The organism is Sphingobium aromaticiconvertens (assembly GCF_037154075.1).
Classification (GTDB): domain Bacteria; phylum Pseudomonadota; class Alphaproteobacteria; order Sphingomonadales; family Sphingomonadaceae; genus Sphingobium; species Sphingobium aromaticiconvertens.
Genome location: NZ_JBANRJ010000001.1, coordinates 3938394 through 3956959, shown reverse-complemented (window position 1 = coordinate 3956959; position 18566 = coordinate 3938394). Strand labels below are relative to the sequence as shown.

The 18566-nt window shown below is 66.4% G+C and carries 14 protein-coding genes; 6 read left to right on the top strand and 8 right to left on the bottom strand.

All coding sequences use genetic code 11. The features are described 5' to 3' along the window. Positions 1 to 28: 28 nt before the first annotated feature. From WFR25_RS18995 to WFR25_RS18965, 7 genes are all read right to left on the bottom strand, one after another. Positions 29 to 1273, bottom strand: coding sequence for a TolC family protein (locus WFR25_RS18995; RefSeq protein WP_336972926.1), 1245 nt, complete (start codon positions 1271 to 1273; stop codon positions 29 to 31). Then, the gene (locus tag WFR25_RS18990) at positions 1270 to 1569 is read right to left on the bottom strand and encodes a DUF3240 family protein (RefSeq protein WP_272799538.1); all 300 of its coding nucleotides are present in this window, start codon (positions 1567 to 1569) and stop codon (positions 1270 to 1272) included. The genes WFR25_RS18995 and WFR25_RS18990 overlap by 4 nt, the downstream gene beginning before the upstream one ends. Further along, on the bottom strand, positions 1562 to 4633 hold the full coding sequence (locus tag WFR25_RS18985) for an efflux RND transporter permease subunit (protein ID WP_336972924.1): 3072 nt from the start codon (positions 4631 to 4633) through the stop codon (positions 1562 to 1564). Before WFR25_RS18985 ends, WFR25_RS18990 begins: the two co-directional genes overlap by 8 nt. 7 nt (positions 4634 to 4640) lie before the next feature. After that, complete coding sequence (locus WFR25_RS18980; protein WP_272799536.1) at positions 4641 to 5765, bottom strand: efflux RND transporter periplasmic adaptor subunit; 1125 nt, start codon at positions 5763 to 5765, stop codon at positions 4641 to 4643. 50 nt (positions 5766 to 5815) lie between these two features. Continuing rightward, on the bottom strand, positions 5816 to 6832 hold the full coding sequence (locus tag WFR25_RS18975) for a sensor histidine kinase (RefSeq protein ID WP_336972922.1): 1017 nt from the start codon (positions 6830 to 6832) through the stop codon (positions 5816 to 5818). After that, the gene (locus tag WFR25_RS18970) at positions 6829 to 7506 is read right to left on the bottom strand and encodes a response regulator transcription factor (protein WP_169572539.1); all 678 of its coding nucleotides are present in this window, start codon (positions 7504 to 7506) and stop codon (positions 6829 to 6831) included. Before WFR25_RS18970 ends, WFR25_RS18975 begins: the two co-directional genes overlap by 4 nt. Before the next feature lie 119 nt (positions 7507 to 7625). Beyond that, positions 7626 to 8357 (bottom strand): cytochrome b/b6 domain-containing protein, encoded by a 732-nt coding sequence (locus WFR25_RS18965; RefSeq protein WP_169572541.1) that lies wholly within the window; start codon positions 8355 to 8357, stop codon positions 7626 to 7628. 456 nt (positions 8358 to 8813) lie between these two features. Here WFR25_RS18965 and WFR25_RS18960 point away from each other — a divergent pair, with 456 nt between their 5' ends. After that, the gene (locus WFR25_RS18960; RefSeq protein WP_169572543.1) at positions 8814 to 9575 is read left to right on the top strand and encodes an NRDE family protein; all 762 of its coding nucleotides are present in this window, start codon (positions 8814 to 8816) and stop codon (positions 9573 to 9575) included. A 162-nt stretch (positions 9576 to 9737) separates the two neighbouring features. Here the strand turns inward: WFR25_RS18960 and WFR25_RS18955 are convergent, their stop codons facing one another. Continuing rightward, on the bottom strand, positions 9738 to 9920 hold the full coding sequence (locus tag WFR25_RS18955) for a hypothetical protein (RefSeq protein ID WP_043151069.1): 183 nt from the start codon (positions 9918 to 9920) through the stop codon (positions 9738 to 9740). Positions 9921 to 10281: 361 nt separating this feature from the next. Here WFR25_RS18955 and WFR25_RS18950 point away from each other — a divergent pair, with 361 nt between their 5' ends. From WFR25_RS18950 to WFR25_RS18930, 5 genes are all read left to right on the top strand, one after another. Next, complete coding sequence (locus WFR25_RS18950; RefSeq protein ID WP_169572545.1) at positions 10282 to 10653, top strand: hypothetical protein; 372 nt, start codon at positions 10282 to 10284, stop codon at positions 10651 to 10653. Between the two features lie 180 nt (positions 10654 to 10833). Next, positions 10834 to 12462: an NAD(P)-binding protein gene (locus WFR25_RS18945; protein WP_336972921.1), complete on the top strand. Its 1629-nt coding sequence runs from the start codon at positions 10834 to 10836 to the stop codon at positions 12460 to 12462. 8 nt (positions 12463 to 12470) lie between these two features. Beyond that, entirely contained in the window at positions 12471 to 16109 is a 3639-nt protein-coding gene (gene nifJ, locus WFR25_RS18940) for a pyruvate:ferredoxin (flavodoxin) oxidoreductase (protein WP_336972920.1), read from the top strand. A gap of 46 nt (positions 16110 to 16155) precedes the next feature. Continuing rightward, on the top strand, positions 16156 to 17265 hold the full coding sequence (locus WFR25_RS18935; RefSeq protein WP_206377794.1) for a dihydroorotate dehydrogenase-like protein: 1110 nt from the start codon (positions 16156 to 16158) through the stop codon (positions 17263 to 17265). 86 nt (positions 17266 to 17351) lie between these two features. After that, positions 17352 to 18566: an MFS transporter gene (locus tag WFR25_RS18930; RefSeq protein WP_333972231.1), complete on the top strand. Its 1215-nt coding sequence runs from the start codon at positions 17352 to 17354 to the stop codon at positions 18564 to 18566.

Below are 18566 nucleotides of genomic sequence, written 5' to 3'. Positions count from 1 at the left end.
GGCTTCGCGCCCGTGCACAAAGCCGTTCTCAATCATGGTCGCCATCGGGAACCCAGATGCTATGGGAATCGATCTGCAATTTCAGCAGCGCCCGCGAGGCTTCCGATCGCGCATCGATCTCGGATTGGCGAGCGTCGTTCGCCTGGCGGCGGGCATAGAGCAGGTCGACCAGATCGATCTGGCCCAGTTGATAGCCGCGCTCCGTCCGCCCGGCGGCGTCGGAAGCGCTCTGCGCCGATGCCTGCGCGCTTCGCCACGCTTCCAGCCGGATGCGCGCATTCGACAGGTCGGCGTCGGCGATAGCCGCGACCGATCGCTGGATATTGGCGAGTTCGAGACGGGCGGCGTTTGCCTCCGCCGACGCCTGGGAGGCGGCTGCCCGGCGGTAGCCGCCTCCCAGCGGGATGGACGCCACCACGCCCGCGCCCCGCTCCACGCCGCTACGCTCACTGAACAGGCGGACACCGAAAGAGGGATCGGCGATCCGATCCGCTCGAACCCGTCGCGCAACGACGGCCAACCGCTGCGCCTCGCGGTCGGCGGCGCGGATCTCGTGACTGCGCTCGATCACCAGCGTCCGCATGGTTTCGAGTTTCTGTGGCGGCAGTTCGGGCAAGGCGAGTTCGGCTGGCTCGGGAGGAAGCGGTATCTCTGGAAAAGTCGCGACCAGGATCACGCGCGCCTGCTCGCGTGCGGAGAGAGATGCAGCGGCCTGGGCCTGCGCCTGCGCCAGTGCGGCGGAAGCCTGGTCGAGATCGAGCGCCGAGGCATCTCGTAGCTGGACGCGGCGACGCAAGGCGGTCAGGGCCGCTTCCAGCGAGCGCACCGTGTCGAGGTCGTTGCGATAATGGCTGCCGGCGGTCAGCCAGTCATGCCAGAGCCCGGTCAGGACCAACGCCGCCTGATGGCGCGCATCCTCCATCTGGTTCTCCGCAACCTCGACTCCCAGCGCGCCTGACTCGCGGTCGAGCGCCGCCTTGCCGGGAAGACGGAAGGGACGGGAGAGGGTCGCATCGAACTCGTCATAGCCGCCTTCGCGGTCAACGCTGCGGCGAATATAGCTGCCCGCGATAACCGATTCATGGGCGCCCTTGCGCAGCATGCCCCCGCGCGCACGGGCGGCTTCGACCCTGGCGGCGGCGGCCATGACGGTCGGATGGTTGTCGAGCGCTTCGTTGACCTTCTCGACCGGCGGGAGGTCTGCGCGCTGGGCATGGAGCATGCCGGGCACCAGCAGCGAGAGCATGGCGAGGACGGCAATGGACGGCCTCATGCGAGCCTGCCCCGCGCCACGACCGCAACGGCGCGCCAGCGAACCGGCAGGTCGCGCCTGGATTCGGCCACGGCTCGAACCAGTTCGGTCATCGCATCGTCCGCTACGATCAGCTCGATCGCACTTCGATCAAGATTGCCCGTCACGCGCTCGGCGGTGCGTGCGTCGCTGAAATCCCGGCCGCGCACCGCGATATCGTGGATGTGGATCGGCGCCTGTGATGCCGCGCGGATCGCCGCCACGACGGTTTCGACATCGCGGGTCGCGCAGTGAAAGGTCAGGAGTAGGTCAGGCATTTTCGGTTTCCCTGGCACTTTCACCAAAGCGCTCGAACAGGATGGGCAGGAGGACCAGCGTCAGCAGCGTCGAGGTGATGAGCCCGCCGATGACGACGATGGCGAGCGGGCGCTGGATTTCCGAGCCTGGGCCGCTGGCGAACAGCAGCGGGACGAGGCCGAAGGCGGTGATGCTCGCCGTCATCAGCACCGGGCGCAACCTGCGCTCCGCGCCCAGACGGACGGATTCTGTCATGCTGCGCCCTTCGGTGCGAAGCTGCCGGAAATAGGCGACCAGCACGAGACCGTTCAGCACCGCTATCCCCAGCAGCGCGATGAACCCGACCGAGGCCGGCACCGAGAGATATTCCCCCGACGCCCAGAGCGAGACGATGCCGCCCACCATCGCGAAAGGGATGTTGAGCAGGATGACGATCGAGGCGCGCAGCGACCGGAGCGTCGCTAGCAGCACGAAGAAGATCAGCAGCAGCGCCACCGGGATGACGAGCATCAGCCGGGCCGAGGCGCGCTGCTGGTTCTCGAACTGGCCGCCCCAGACGATGCGATATCCAGCCGGCAGCTTGACCTTTACCGCCACCGCCGCCCTGGCTTCGTCGACATAACCCACCAGGTCGCGGCCCGAGACGAACGCCTGCACCAGCGCGAAGCGCGAGCCGTTCTCATGGTCGAGCTTCACCGGCCCCTGGGTCCGCTCCACCCGCGCCATGTCGCTGACGCGGGCGAGAATGCCCCCGGGCGTGCGCAATTGCAGGTCGGCGAAGCGCGTTGGGTCCGAGCGCAGGCTTTCGTCGCCGCGGATCATGATCGGAACGCGCTTCTGACCTTCCGCGACAATGCCCGCGTGAATGCCCTCGACCTGGGCGCGCAGTGCATCCTGCATCCGGTCCACCGGCATGCCGAAACGCCCGGCCGCCGCGCGATCGATGTCGAGCTGGAGATAATCGACACTGTCGTTGGCGACGGTCAGCACTTCCGACGCCCCGCTTATGCTGGAAAGGGTGCGCTGGACCTGACCGGCGAGGTCAGCGAGCTTCGCGAGGTCCGGCCCGAAAATCTTGACCGCGAGATCGCCGCGCGCGCCGGTCAGCATCTCGGACACGCGCATCTCGATCGGCTGGGTGAAGCTGGGCTGGATGCCGGGCAGGCCTTCCATAGCCTTGCGCATCTCGCCGACGACGAAGTCCTTGTCGCCGCGCCATTCCGACTGCGGTTTCAAGCGCACGAAGCTGTCGGTCTCATTCGGCCCCATCGGATCGAGGCCGATCTCGTCGGCGCCGACGCGGGCGATCACGTCGCCGACCTCGGGCACCGTCAGCAACGCGCGCTGCGCCGCCATGTCGCCCTTGACCGATTGGTCGAGGCTGATCGACGGGAGCTTGGTGAGCTGCACGATCACCGAGCCCTCGTCCATGGTCGGCATGAAGGTCTTGCCGACCGCACCATAAGCGATACCGGCGATCACCAGCCCCGCCGCCGCCAGACTATAGACCAGTCGCTTGCGGGCGAATGCCGCGTCCAGCAGCGCGCGGTAACGCGGCGAGATCCGGCGCATGATCCAGGGATCGCCGTGGTGGCCGCTCTTCAGGCCGAAGGAGGACAGCACCGGAACCAGCGTCAGCGCCAGCAACAGCGAGCCAGCCAGCGCGAAGACGATGGTTAGCGCGACGGGCGCGAACAGCTTGCCCTCCAATCCCTGGAGCGCAAGCAAGGGCAGGAAGACGAGCGCGATGATGACGATGCCCGCCGACACAGGAACGACGACCTCGTTGGTCGCCTGGAAGACATGATTGAGGCGCGGATGGTCGTCATCATGAGCCCGCCCGAGCCGCTCGACGATATTCTCGACCACCACCACCGTGCCGTCGACCAGCATGCCGATGGCGATGGCGAGGCCGCCCAGGCTCATCAGGTTCGCCGACAACCCCATACCGCGCATGAACAGGAAGGTGATGAGGGCCGCCATCGGCAGGGTCGCGGCGACGATCGCCGCCGCCCGCCAGTCGCCCAGGAACAGGATGAGCAGCACGACCACGAGGATCGTCGCCTCAAGCAGGGCTTCCTCGACCGTGCCGATGGCGCGTTCAATCAGATCGGAACGATCGTAGAAGACGTTGACATGCGTGTCGGCGGGCAGCGTCTTTTCGACCTCGGCGAGCCTGGCGCGCACACCGTCGACCACTTGCCGCGCATCGGCGCCGCGCAAGGCGATTACCAGCCCCTCGACCGCCTCGGCCTTGCCGTTCTTGCTGACGGCGCCGTAACGGGTGAGGCTGCCGATCCCGATCGTCGCGACATCGCCCAACTGGACGATGTGGCCATCGCGACTGGCGATCACCAGCGACTGGAGATCCTCCACCGTGCGGATCGCGCCGACCGCGCGGACGATCAGCGATTCTTCTCCGCTTGTCAGGCGGCCGGCACCGTCGTTGCGGTTGCCGCTTTCGATCGCAGCGCTGATGTCTGCGGTCGACAGTCCCGTGCCGGCAAGCGCCACCAGATCGGGCCTGACCTCGAACGTCCGCACGAAACCGCCCAAGGCGTTCACGTCAGCCACGCCGGGCACGGTCCTGAGCGCGGGCCGGATCGTCCAGTCGAGCAGTTCGCGCTTCTGCTGGAGCGAGAGCGGCCCTTCGATCGTGAACATGTAAACGTCGGACAGCGGCGTCGAAATCGGGGCGAGGCCGCCGCTGACCGACGCGGGCAGATCGGCCATCACGCCCGACAGGCGCTCGGCAACCTGCTGACGGGCCCAGTAGATGTCCGCGCCGTCGGTGAAGTCGATGGTGATGTCGGCAATGGCATATTTGGCGGTGGAGCGCAGGATCGCCTGGTTGGGAATGCCCAGCATCTCCATCTCGATCGGCGTGATGACGCGGCTCTCCACCTCCTCGGGCGTCATCCCTGGCGCCTTCAGGATCATCTTGACCTGCGTCTGAGCGATATTGGGATAGGCATCGACCGGCAGGTTCACGAAGGCCCATGCACCGAGGCCCGCAACCGTCAGCGCGAGAGCCAGCACGAGCACGCGATAGGATAGAGCCGCGGCGACCAGTGAGCGCAGCATTGGCCGGTTACCGCGACAAGGCGAGCGCTTTGAGCGCGCTCGTGCCGGCGATGACGACCTGCTCGCCGGGCTTCACGCCAGACAGCAGGATGGCCTGGCTTCCATTCGCCCCGCCGCTCTTCACGTCGCGCACCGCAAAGCCACCCTTGATGGCGACGAAGACGACAGTCCGGCCGTTCATCGTTGCGACGGCGGCAGCAGGCACGCCGACCGCGCCCGCGGGAGCAGGGCCGGAAATCAGCAGATTGGTCGCCCGCCCCGCCACGATGCCTGGACCGGCGGCGATCTCGGCCTTCACACTGGCCGAGCGTGTTGCAGGATCGATGGTCGACCCCACCGCCGTGACGCGGCCCTGTATGTTCGGATCGATCCGCACCAACATGCCCGGACGGACCAGCCCAACCAGCCGCTCGGGCAGCTGGCCAAGCACTTCGTAGCGGTTCGCTGCATCGATCACATAAGGCGCGCTCGTGCCGTCTACCGAATTTCCGGTCTGGATCCTGGCCGTGGTGATGCGGCCGGCGATCGGCGCCGTCAGCGTGTAGCTGCCGCTTGCACCATGGCCGTTGACCATGTGCAGGATACGCGCCTTCTCCGAAACATCGGCGCTCGTTTCCACGGCGATCGCACTGGCCTCGTCGGCACGGGCGCCGGCAATGATGCCCTCACGACTGAGTTGCGACAGACGAGCGGCATTCGATCGAGCGACCCCCAGCCGTGCGTTCGCGCGCGTCAGGTCCGCGCCCATCATCAGCACCTCGCGGCTCGAAATCACCGCAAGTGGCTGTCCGCGCCGCACCGTGTCGCCTTCGACGACCAGGGTGCGCATCACCACGCCCGGAAAGGTTGCGGCCACAGCCACGCGCGCATTGGCGGGCGGCTGGATCAGGGCGGGCACGATCGCGAGCGGCGCTTCGCTCGCCGCAACGGCGGGTGCAAGGCGGATACCGAGTTGCGCCGCCTGCCCGGCCTCGACGCGTAGATGGCCCGGCGCCGCGCTCACAGAGTCCACAGGGGGGCTGGACTGAGCGGCGGGCGGCGCCGTGTCGGCACGGGTGGTCAACCACCACAGGCCGGCAAGCGTCAGCGCGATCACGGCGACGCCGGCAAGGATGAAGCTGCGGTTCAACATGGCTTTCGCCTAGCGGACGATGCTGACGACTCCCTGACGGGAGCGGAACGTCAGGCGCCGGGAAAGCGCAGCGACAACTCGCGCCTGTCCGAATCGGTCGCAAGCATCCCGCCGTGCGCCGCCATGATCCGGTCGACGATCGCGAGGCCCAGCCCCGCGCCGTCCTTGCTCGCATGATCGGCGCGGCTGTGGCGCCGCACAAGATCGCCCAGGCGATCGGGCGAAAGGCCCGGCCCATCGTCTCGAACACCGATCGCCGCTCCGGGACCGACGCTGACATGGACAGCCCCGCCGGCGGGCGTCACGCGCACAGCATTCTCAATGAGATTGCGCAGCGCCGCCGCGATCGCCTCGCGCCGTCCACGCACGGCCGGTGATTGCTCTCCAGTTTCGAGGGCGATGGTCTTGCCCGTCGCGATGATCCCCGGGGCCATGAAACTGACGACGTCGGTCGCCACATCCGTCAGCGAAACGGCTTCCGGCACCAGTTGGGCCGCCGTGGCGGCGTCGATCTGGGCGAGCAGCATGAGTTGGTCGATCAGCCGGCGCATGGCCGCGACATCTCCCTTGAGACGGCCTGCCTCGGCGTGATCGAGCCGGTCGAGTTCAAGCGACAGCACGGCGAGCGGCGTGCGCAGTTCGTGCGCGACGTCGGCGGCGAAGGCCTCCTGACGCATTGCCGCATCGTCGAGCCGGGTGAGCAGATCGTTGATCGCATCGGTGAACGGCAACGCCTCGGAGGGCATTCGCGAGGTATCGATCCGGAAGCCGCGCTCATGCCCGCGTGCCGCCTCGATCTCCGCCGCCGCCTCTGCCAGCGGGGTGAAGGCCTGTCTGATGACCCGGAGACCGACGAACGCGACCGGCGCCATCAGGATAACGACCGGCAGGGCGACATGATCCAGCATCTCGTTGAGCGCGCGGGACGTCGCTTCGCCTGCGGCAAGGTCTGCGAACGACAGCCGATAGAAGAAGGCGACGGCCGCGAGCAGCAGGACCGTGCCGACCAGCCCGACCAGGCCTAGGCCACGCACCAGCCGTCGGGAAACGGACCGCCGATAGGTCATGCGCCATTGTCCCGCAACATATAGCCCACGCCCCGGATGGTATGGAGGTTTCCACCCGCGCCGGCATCTTCGAGCTTGCGCCGCAGCCGCGATATCGCCGCTTCCACCGCATTGGGCGTGACGGGCTCGTTGAAATTGTAGAGCGCGTCTTCGATGGCTTCCCGGCGAACGACCGCGCCTGCGCGCCGCATCAGCAGTTCCAGCAGGTCGGCCTCGCGGCGGGACAGGTCAATCTCCCTGCCGTCATGGCGCGCCGTCCGCCCAGCGGTGTCGAACAGTAGCGGCCCGACTTGCAGCACGGTCTGGGTGCGCGGGCCGGGGCGGCGAAGCAATGCGCGAAGGCGTGCGGCCAGTTCGTCGATCTCCACGGGCTTGACGACATAATCGTCGGCGCCGGCGTCAAGTCCCGTTACCCGGTCCTCCAGCGCGCCGCGCGCGGTCTGGACGATCGCGGGCGGGACCTGCCGGTATCGCCGCCGCGCGGCCAGCCAGTCGATCCCGTCGCCGTCAGGCAGGCCCAGGTCGAGGACGATGGCGTCATAGACCGCGCTGTCCATCGCGCTGTCCGCACCCGCCAGGCAACCGGCAACGTCGCACGAAAAGCCCCGGCGCTGGAGTCCGTCCGCGACCAGCTTCGCCAGCCGGTCATTGTCTTCGACTACAAGGACACGCATAAAAATGGACCTCTCCAATATAGCCCGTTCCAGGGCTTCTGCCCCTGTTCTTTGCGTATATTGGCACGAGCGACATGGAGGTTGCGGCAGCCCAGGTCAAACCGCGCCGGGAGCTACGCTCAATCCCCGTCAGGATTTTCGCCGCGCCCGGCGGCTGTGTACTCGCCGCCCTGGCCTTCTCCCGCCTCGCCATGCGCCTGCGGGCTGAAGGCGGCGGGATCGAACCGCGTGATGCCGAACACCGCCGCGATGACGACCACGCCGCCCAGCACGACCGCCATGAAACCCGGAACCCGCGCATCCCGCGCGCCCGGGTAGAGTGCGGTGCGCTTGCGACCCGTGACCATCGCTCTGGCGAGGTTGTCGCGAGTGACTAGCGACATCACGAGAACGGCGGCGACATGGATGCCGACCAGCGCCAGCATGCCGTAGGCGAGCGCTTCGTGGATGTCTTCGTCCGCTTTGCCCGCATCGACCTGGATGCCGGTCCACAGGACTGCGCCGACCGCCGCGAACAGGGCAAGCACAGCAAGCGCGCCAAGCGGATTATGCCCGACCGTGCGCTCCGGATGGCCGGTCACGAGGCCACGGATATGCGCCACGATACCCGAAGGCCGGATGAAATTCACGAACCGCGCATGCTCGCCTCCGACAAATCCCCAGATCAGGCGAAACGCAAGGAGCACGGCCGCGACCCAGCCGGCCGCCATGTGCCAGGCGGCGATCGGACTGTCACCTTCCGAGGATAGGAAGGCCGCTGTTATCGCAGCGACGAGCAGCCAGTGAAACAGCCTGAGCGGCGCGTCCCAGACCTTGAATGTATTGCCACCAGCGGGGTTTGCCACGAGCATCGACATCTCCTTTGCCCAATCGATAGGGCCGCTTACTGACGACAGCCTGACGGCCGCGACAATGATCCCTTAGTGGGCGTCCGCTGCACGTGCGCGAAGACACTCGCGGCGGCTGAAGCTATCAGCGATGATGCTGAGCGGCCGTTCTGACGGTCCCTGAGCACGATACGCTTCGTTTGGGCAAGCAATGACGCGTTGCCCGGCGAGCAGATCTATTCGCCGCACATCGGCGCGCGCATTGTGGGCGGCACACGCGTGACAGCCCTGCGAAACGGCTATGGCGACAAACGGGAGGAAACAGATGATGATAGGTGTTGCCGGGCCTGATCAGGTTGTCGGCCGAAACGGCGAGCGGCAACTTAAAGTCCCGAGACCGCCCGCTCTTGCGTGTCGGAAACGGAACGCCATCTCGTTGGACAGCGTTTCGATTGATCCGGCAGCCGTCGGCGAGCGGATATGTGCGTCTTAGCATTGGCGTGGTGCGCGCACCCGAATTGGCGCCTCGTCGTTGCCGGCAACCGTGACGAGTTTCACGCGCGCCCTGCAGAACCGTTACGACGATGGGACGAGCCCGATCATGTGCTTGCGGGCAGGGATCTGCTATCGGGCGGCACATGGCTCGGCGCCTCGGAGCAGGGACGGTTTGCCGTGGTCACGAACCTGCGAGGCTTCGGGCCGTCGGAGCCAGGCCGACCGTCCCGCGGTCTTCTATTGAAGGATCTGTTGGCGGGGGAGGGGCGATATGCCGAACCAGCCGACGCGGACCTCGTGGATTTCAATCCGTTCAACCTCATCGTGGTCCAGCCCGGCCAGGCCGAATTCTGGTCCAACAGGCCCGGTCCCACGCGGCACATCCTGCCGCCGCAGGTCTATGGTCTGTCCAACGGCGGGCTGGACGAGCCCTGGCCCAAGACTGTTCGCCTCAAGGCCGTTCTTCGCGACTGGATCGGCGCCGGCGCGCAGCACCCCGAGAGTCTTCTGGACGGACTAATGGAAGAGACCCTTACGGAACCGTCCGATTGGCCGGTCGGCCCATCTGACGTGGTGCAGGAGCCACCTCTTTCGCCGATTTTTATCCGCGATCCGGTTTACGGGACGCGGTGCAGCACCGTCGTCGCGATTGATGGTGTCGGGCGCGGCATCATCTTCGAGCGTCGTTTCGGCGCGAGTGGAGACAGGGAGGGTGAAACGGCCATCCCATTCTCGTGGCCGCGTTGAGGCTCTGACGTGCGCCGCGGCTGGATGGAGGATCGCATCAGCCCCGGAGGCTTGCGCAGGACATTCGCAGACATGCGCCAACCATCGCCGGTCCAGCGGCCGGCCGCGCCGCCGGTCGCCCCACACGCCGCACCTCGCGGGAGGTGAAGTTTTCCATTAGATTCAGATTACGGGGACCGCCGATATCACTCGAATGTCCCCCGGCTCGCTCCGCCGGGCCGCGACAGCCTTCGCCTTTTCGACTGCCAGCAGTCCGCGAAGAGTCGTCGCCTTGCAGGCGTCGGTTTCGCTCGCGAGCAGATTCTCGAACCGCTCGATATTGGTCTGGGTAACAAATTCCTTCATGGCCGCTGTTCCTTCGGAACGCTGCCCGGACCTGTCCGAGTCGTCTGACAGATCATAGCATGGCCCGACCCAATGGGCGCTCACATATGCCGAGAGTTCGCATTTCGGACTCCATTTCCGCGTACTTTCACATCCACATCGGTGCAAAATCTCAACGAGCGTTGCTTTGTGCGGAGATTCACTCTCTCGCGTTCGGCGTTCACGCAGGCAGCCGATAGTGTTACCGCCGCGCGTCCCGCAGCCCGTGCCGCTGTCGGCAAACTTCCCAAACCGGCCTACGTAGCATTCCCAATGCATGTCGGTTCTGCGTTTCGCCACAACGCATGCTTCCCCTTGAATTCGCACCGCAGGAGAAGACTCGATGACCTATCCCCTCGATCAACTGACCGCGACTTCCGAGGCTAATGTCCGCCTCGCGACAAGCATGGTCGAGACAGCCCGCCAGGCCGGAGAAGATTGGATGGATCTTGCGGGGAAGGCGTTCACGCATGTCGGCAAACCGGCTGAGACCAATGGCAAGGCCGGATTTTTGCCTTTTTCGCTGATCGCTCCGGGCAATCTCGGCGAAGGCGTTCTTGCCTCCGTGAACAAGAGCCGGGAGCGAACGACCCGGACGCTCGCCAGCGCGTGGGAAGCTTGGCAGCGCTCCATGGCTGATGCCTGGAATCCCGCGAAGCTGCTCGCCGGCGCGGCCAGGAACGCGGCGTCGGCCAACACGCAGCCTGCCGCCTGACGGCGTGGCTCCCGCCGGTCGTCAGGCAGCAGATTCACGCTCACATGATGCGATGCGCACCATGTGTCTGCCCAGCTGTCCAGCGGCCGGTATCGTGTCATCGTCCAATGAGCGTCTTCTCGGACAAAGGGGCCACCGCGCGAAGCCGATGGCTCGGCCGATATGCCCGGCAGGACCGCGATGATGAGCGATTTCACACCCCTCATCGATCTGGTTGCCCAGCCGGGCACTGGTCCGGTGCGCACGCGCCATCCGCTCTATCTTGATCTTCTACCGCCTTGCAATCATGCGTGCCCGGCAGGCGAGGACATCCAGGCCTGGCTCGCCCATGCCCGGGCGGGTCGCTACCGTGAGGCCTGGCTGACGCTGGTGCAGGATAATCCCTTGCCGGCCATTCACGGGCGGGTCTGCTATCACCCGTGCGAGGTGAGCTGTAATCGCAAGGACATCGACAGCGCGGTCTCGATCCACGCAGTCGAGCGCTTCCTCGGCGACGAGGCGGCCCGCGAAGGCTGGCGTCTGCCTGTCGAGGCAACCCCCTCCGGCAAGCGCGTGCTGATCGTCGGGGCGGGACCGAGCGGTCTTTCCGCCGCCTATCATCTGGCGCGGCTGGGTCACACGGTGGAAATCCGGGATGCTGGCCCGTTGCCGGGCGGGATGATGCATTTCGGCATCCCGGCCTACCGGCTACCGCGCGAGGAGCTGATGCGCGAGGTGCAGCGGATCGAGGCGATGGGCGTCAGCATCGTCCTCGATCACAAGGTCGAGGATCTGCTCGCGGAGAAGGATGCTGGCGGCTTCGACGCCGCGTTCGTCGCGATTGGAGCGCATGCCTCCAGGCATGTCGACATTCCCGCGCGCGACGCCGCGCATGTCCTCGACGCGGTCAGCCTGCTGCGCGGGGTCGGGGCCGGCGAACACCCGAAACTGGGGCGGCGGGTGGCCATCTATGGCGGCGGCAACACGGCGATGGATGCCGCCCGTACCGCCAGGCGCCTGGGCGCCGACGAAGCGCTGATCATCTATCATCGCGACCGGGCGCATATGGCGGCCCACGCGTTCGAGGCCGAGGAGGCACTCCAGGAGGGCGTGAAGATCCGGTGGCTGACCAGCATCAGGGACATCGCCGGCCCGAGCCTGACGGTCGAGGTCATGGAGCTGGGGGTCGACGGCACGCCACGCGGTACCGGCGAAATCGAAACGCTGACGGCGGACACGCTCGTGCTGGCGCTGGGGCAGCAGGCCGAAAGTGGTTTCCTCGCGAAGATCCCCGGTATCGAGGTAGCGGCGGACGGCACCGTCGTCGTCGCCCCGAACATGATGACCGGCCATCCCGGCATTTTCGCGGGCGGCGACATGGTGCCGAGCGAGCGCACCATCACCGCCGCCGTCGGGCACGGCAAGAAGGCGGCGCGCGCCATCGATGGCTGGCTGCGCGGCGAGGACGCGCGGCCCGCGCAGCTGCGCCCCGTCGTCGGCTTCGAGATGCTGCATCTGCCGATCTACAGCGACGCCGAGCAACGCGCGCAGGCCACATTGCCGGCCGCGACGCGGTCCGCCGGATTCGAGGAAGTGGTGGCCGGGCTGGGCGAAGCGGACGCTCGTTACGAAGCGCAGCGTTGCCTGTCCTGCGGCAATTGTTTCGAATGCGACCAATGCTATGCGGCCTGCCCCGAGCAGGCGATCGAGAAGCTCGGTCCCGGGCTGCGCTACCGGCTCCTCTACGATCGCTGCACCGGATGCGGCGTCTGCTACGAGAGCTGCCCCTGCCATGCGATCGAGATGATCCCCGAACCGGCGGCGAGCTGAAGGAAGGCATGATGCAGCCCGACATGCCCCGTACCGAGATCATGGACGGCAACACCGCGGTTGCCCATGTCGCCTACCGGATCAACGAGGTGTGCGCGATCTACCCGATCACGCCATCCTCGACGATGGCCGAGCTGGCCGATGAATGGTCCGCCGGGGGACTGACCAACATCTGGGGTAATGTGCCGGTCGTGCAGGAAATGCAGAGCGAAGGCGGCGCCGCAGGCGCGGTCCATGGAGCGTTGCAGTCCGGTGCGCTCACGACGACTTTCACGGCATCGCAGGGGTTGCTGCTGATGCTGCCCAACATGTTCAAGATCGCCGGCGAGCTGACCTCGACCGTGTTCCATGTCGCCGCCCGGGCGATCGCGACGCAGGCCCTCTCGATCTTCGGCGATCATTCCGATGTCATGGCGGTGCGGACGACCGGCTTTGCCCTACTGTCGTCCGCCTCAGTGCAGGAGGCCCATGACGCAGCGCTGATCGCGCAGGCGGCGACGCTCGAGGCCCGCATACCGTTCCTGCACTTCTTCGACGGCTTTCGAACCTCGCACGAGCTCAACAAGATCAGCCTGCTCTCGGATATCCAGATCCGCGCGATGATCGACCAGGATCTCGTTCGCGCGCACCGGGCCCGGGCGCTGACACCGGAGCATCCCGTCGTGCGCGGCACGGCGCATAATCCGGACACCTTCTTCCAGGCGCGCGAGACGGTGAACCCCTATTACGCCTGTCTGCCCGCGATCGTGCAGGCGACAATGGACCGCTTCGCCGCGCTGACCGGCCGGGCCTACCATCTGTTCGAATATACCGGGCCGAGCGACGCCGATCGCGTGATCGTGCTGATGGGCTCGAGCGTGGCGACTGCGTGCGAGACGGCGGCGTTCCTTGAAGCCCGGGGCGAGTCCGTCGGTGTGTTGCAGGTGCGGCTGTACCGCCCGTTCGCGACCGAGCAGTTCCTGCAGGCCCTGCCCGAGACCTGCCGCGCGATCGCGGTGATCGAGCAGACCAAGGAACCGGGCGCATCGGGCGAGCCGCTCTACCAGGACGTTGTCGCGACGTTGGCCCAGGCGGTCGCAAGCGGTACGCGCGCGGCCATGCCGCGGGTGATCGGCGGACGCTATGGTCTGGGATCGAAGAACTTCAGTCCGGCGCAGGCGAAGGCCGTGTTCGACGAACTGAAAAGCGCCAATCCCAAGCACGGCTTCACCGTCGGCATCGAGGACGACATCGCGCAGACCAGTCTTGCGGTCGATCCGGATTTCTCGCTCGAGCGCGAGGATGTCGTGCGGGCCCTGTTCTTCGGGCTCGGCGCCGATGGCACGGTCGGCGCCAACAAGGACAGCGTCAAGATCCTCGCCGAGGATGCCAACAGCTATGCTCAGGGCTATTTCGTCTATGACTCGCACAAGTCGGGCGCGCAGACGATCTCGCACCTGCGGTTCGGAAAGCATCCGATCGGATCGAGCTATCTGATCGAATCGGCCAACTTCATAGCCTGTCACCAGTCCGGCCTTCTCGACCGCCTCGATGTGCTGCGGCTGGCGGTCGATGGCGGGACATTCCTGCTCAACACGCCGCATGGGCAGGAGGCCGTCTGGCATCATCTGCCGCGCTCGCTCCAGCGCCAGATCGTCGACAAAAAGCTGCGCTTCTTCGTGATCGACGCCTCCCGGGTCGCGCGCGAGGCGGGCCTGGACGAGCGGATCAACACCGTGCTGCAGACCTGCTTCTTCGCCATTTCGGGCGTGCTGCCGCGCGACGAGGCGATCGGGCGGATCAAGCACGCGATCGAGGCGAGCTACGGGATCAAGGGCGCGGGCGTGGTGCGCGCGAATTTCGCGGCAGTCGACCATGCGCTGGCCAATCTGTTCGAGGTGGCGGTGCCGTCCACCGTGACGAGCCTGTTCGAACGACCGCCAACGGTACCGTCGCGCGCGCCGGCGTTCGTCCAGGAAGTGACTGCCAGCATGATGCGTGGTCGCGGCGACGATCTCCGGGTCAGCCAGCTGCCGGTCGATGGGACCTATCCTTCGGGAACCGCGGCGTTCGAGAAGCGGAACGTTTCGGAGAGCGTCGCGCTCTGGGATCCGGACGTCTGCATCCAGTGCGGCCAATGTGGTTTTGCCTGCCCGCATAGCGTCATCCGTTCGAAATATTTCACGCAGGATGCCTGCGACGGCGCGCCGGAAGGGTTCAAGCACGCGCCGGTCAACTCCCGCGGGAACCCTGAGGTTCGCTTCGCGCTGGAGGTCTATCTGGAGGACTGCACCGGTTGCGGCATCTGTGTCGAGGTCTGTCCCGCGCACAGTTCGCGCGAACCGGGCAGGAAGGCGATCAACCTTGCGGACAAGGCGCCGATCCTTGAGACGGGGAAGGCCAGCATCGCCTTCTTCGAAACGCTGCCGGTCAACGATCGCGCGCGCGTCGATTTCGCCAATGTGCGCGGCGTGCAGTTCCTCGAGCCGCTGTTCGAATTCCCGGGCGCCTGCGCCGGCTGCGGCGAGACGCCCTATCTCAAGCTCCTGTCGCAGCTGTTTGGCGATCGGTTGCAGATCGCCAACGCGACCGGCTGCTCGTCGATCTACGGCGGCAATCTTCCGGTCACGCCCTGGACGAAGGATGCCTCCGGCCGCGGCCCCGCCTGGTCGAATTCGCTGTTCGAGGACAATGCGGAGTTCGGGCTGGGCTTCCGCCTTGCGGCGGACAAGCACCTCGATCTGGCAAGGACGTTGCTGCTCGACCTGGCCGCGAGCCTGGGCGAGGAGGTCGCCCGGGCGATCCTCGACGCGCCGCAGGAGCGCGAGTCGGACCTGCGCGCCCAGCGCGCCCGTGTCGATGCCCTGAAGCAAAAGCTTGCTGCGCTGGATGACGAGCGGGCCCGTGATCTTCTTTCGGTCGTCGATCATCTCGTCAGGCGGAGCGTCTGGATCGTCGGCGGTGACGGCTGGGCCTACGACATCGGCTATGGCGGCCTCGACCACGTCCTGGCGAGCGGACGCGACGTCAATATCCTCGTGCTCGACACCGAAGTCTACTCCAACACCGGCGGCCAGGCCTCCAAGGCGACCCCACTCGGCGCCGTCGCCAAATTCGCGTCCGCGGGCAAGCGGGCGGCGCGCAAGGATCTCGCGCTGCAGGCGATCGCCTATGGCGACGTCTATGTCGCCCAGGTTGCGATGGGGGCCAACCCCCAGCATACGCTGCTCGCAATGCGGGAAGCCGAGGCTTATGCGGGTCCGTCGCTGATCATTGCCTATAGCCATTGCATCGCGCACGGCTTCGACCTGCGCCATGGCATGAAGCAGCAGGATCTGGCGACCGCCAGCGGCTACTGGCCACTGTTCCGTTTCAACCCGCCGATGCGCGCGATCGGTGAAAGGCCGTTCCTGCTCGATTCACCGCGGCCGACGATAGCGTTCAAGGACTATGCCTATAACGAGTTGCGCTATCGCGCGCTCGCCCAGAGCGATCCGGCCGTAGCCGCGGCGCTGCTCGCCCAGGCACAGCAGGTCGCCGACGAAAAATATCGCCAATACGAGGCGCTTGCGAGCCGCGGTGGCGATGGCTTCCATCCCGAAACACGCGAGGCCAGGCGACCGGCTGTCGCGCCAGCCAGGCGCGACCATTCGGGCGAGGCGGGATGACGCGGCCCGTCGCCTGCAACCGTTCGTTCGCGCGCACGCGTCTCGCGTGCGCCAAGGGGCAACATCGCTCTGGCGTGGCCGCATGGGGCCGGTCGTGGAACGGTTCGTGCCGGGCAGGCTCGCATCTCGCGCCTTTGACCGGGAGCGGCGCATGGACCTGACCACCCACTATATGGGATTGCGCCTGAACAACCCGCTGATCGCCTCGGCAGCGCCGCAGAACGGGGAAATCAAGACGCTGCGGGCGCTGGAGGACCATGGCGCGGGTGCCGTGGTGCTTCCCTCGATCTTCGAGGAGGAGATCGACGCCGAGCGCCACGCGCTCGAGCGGCAGGGCCAGCTTGCAGCGACCGGTTCGGCCGAGGCCCAGAGCTATTTCCCGCTCTATGGCGGGTACGGCTTTGGACCAGAGCGCTATCTCGATATCGTCCGACGCGCGAAGCAGGCCGTCGCAATACCGGTGATCGCCAGCCTGAACTGCGTGTCCGGCGAAGTCTGGGCCGAATACGCCCGCGATCTTGAACAGGCCGGAGCCGATGCGATCGAACTCAATATCTACTTTATCGCGGCCGACCCGACAGCGGACGGCCGCGCGGTCGAGCAGCGCTATATCGACACCCTGAAAGCCGTGAAGGCTGTCGTCGCCATTCCCGTCGCGGTCAAGCTCAGCCCCTATTTCAGCGGCATGGCGGCGATGGCGCACGCCCTCGCCGGCGAGGGCGCGGACGCTCTGGTGCTGTTCAACCGCTTCTACCAGCCCGACATCGATCTTGTTACGCTTGAACTGAAACTGGACCTCGAGCTCAGCACGCCGGCGGAGATGCGGTTGCCGCTGCTGTGGATCGCGGTGCTACACGGGCGGGTAGGGGCCTCGCTTGGCGCAAGCACCGGCGTCGAGGCGCCGGGCGATGTGCTGAAATATCTGCTGGCGGGCGCCGATACCGTGATGACGACCTCGGCGCTGCTGCGGCATGGCATCCCGCACATGAAGACATTGATCGAGGGACTGACCACGCTGCTTGCCGCGCGAGGTGTCGCCTCGCTGGCCGATGTGCGCGGCAGAATGAGCCAGCGGCACCTCAAGGATCCAGCGGCGTTCGAGCGCGCCAACTATATCCACATCCTTCATGGTCACCCGGTCCGCCGCGATGGTTGAAACGCGCACCGGAATGAGCGCGGGACGCCTCGTGGCCCAGGCGGCGCGATCACTCCCAACCGGTTTTGCCGGCGTCCCTCCCCATCGTGGCTGAATCGCCTCCCGCCCGCGCCCTGTCACGCGCGATGCCGTCGGGTGTCTGGATGCTGGGTTTCGTCAGCATGTTCATGGATATTTCTTCGGAGATGATCCACGCGTTGCTGCCGGTCTTTCTTGTGACCACGCTTGGTGCGTCCGCGCTGACACTCGGCTTGATCGAGGGCATCGCGGAAGCCATCGCCAATGTGACCAAGCTTTTTTCAGGCGGGCTGTCGGACTGGCTCGGCCGGCGCAAGCTGCTGACGACGGTGGGTTACGGTCTCGCCGCCCTGACCAAGCCCGTTTTCCCGCTCGCCGCGACGATCGGCTGGGTGGTCGCGGCGCGCTTTATCGACCGGATCGGCAAGGGCGTGCGCGACGCGCCCCGCGACGCCCTCATCGCCGACATTGCGCCGCCTGACCTGCGCGGCGCGAGCTTTGGCCTGCGTCAATCGCTCGATACGGTGGGCGCCGTCGTCGGCCCGCTTGCCGCAATCGCGCTCATGGCGCTCAGCTCCGACAATATCCGCCTGGTATTCTGGATCGCCGTAGTCCCGGCTCTTGCCTCGCTCGGGATCATGATCTTCGGCGTCCGCGAGCCGCCGCAACACCATGCCGAGGGGAAGGAGAGACTCCGGCTGTCGGATGCCGGTCTCATGCCGGTCGCCTTCTGGATGGCGACGGGCATCGCGATCATCTTCACCTTCGCACGGTTTTCCGAGGCCTTTCTCATCCTGCGCGCCCAGCATACGGGCCTGCCGCTTGCCTTTGTCCCGAGCGTGATGGTGGTGATGAACATCGTCTACGCCGGCTCGGCATATCCGGCGGGCGTGCTGTCCGACCGCATCGGCCGGACAGGTCTTCTCTCGATGGGCATTGCCTGCCTGATTAGCGCCGATCTCATTCTCGCCTTCGGCACGACGGTCGCCAGCGTCATGCTGGGCGTGCTGTTCTGGGGCCTGCACATGGGGCTGACCCAGGGGCTCTTCGCCAGCCTCGTGGCCGATACGGCGCCTGCGCGGTTGCGCGGGACGGGCTTCGGCATCTTCAGCTTTGCTCAGGGGATCGCCATGCTGGTCGCGAGCGTCGTCGCGGGTGGCCTCTGGGACGGATACGGGCCGAAACTAACATTTGCCGCCGGCTCCTGTTTCGCTGCGATCGCGCTGATCACACTCCTCCTGTGGCGCTGGCGGATCGGCAAGAACGCGGTGGGGTCCATGTAG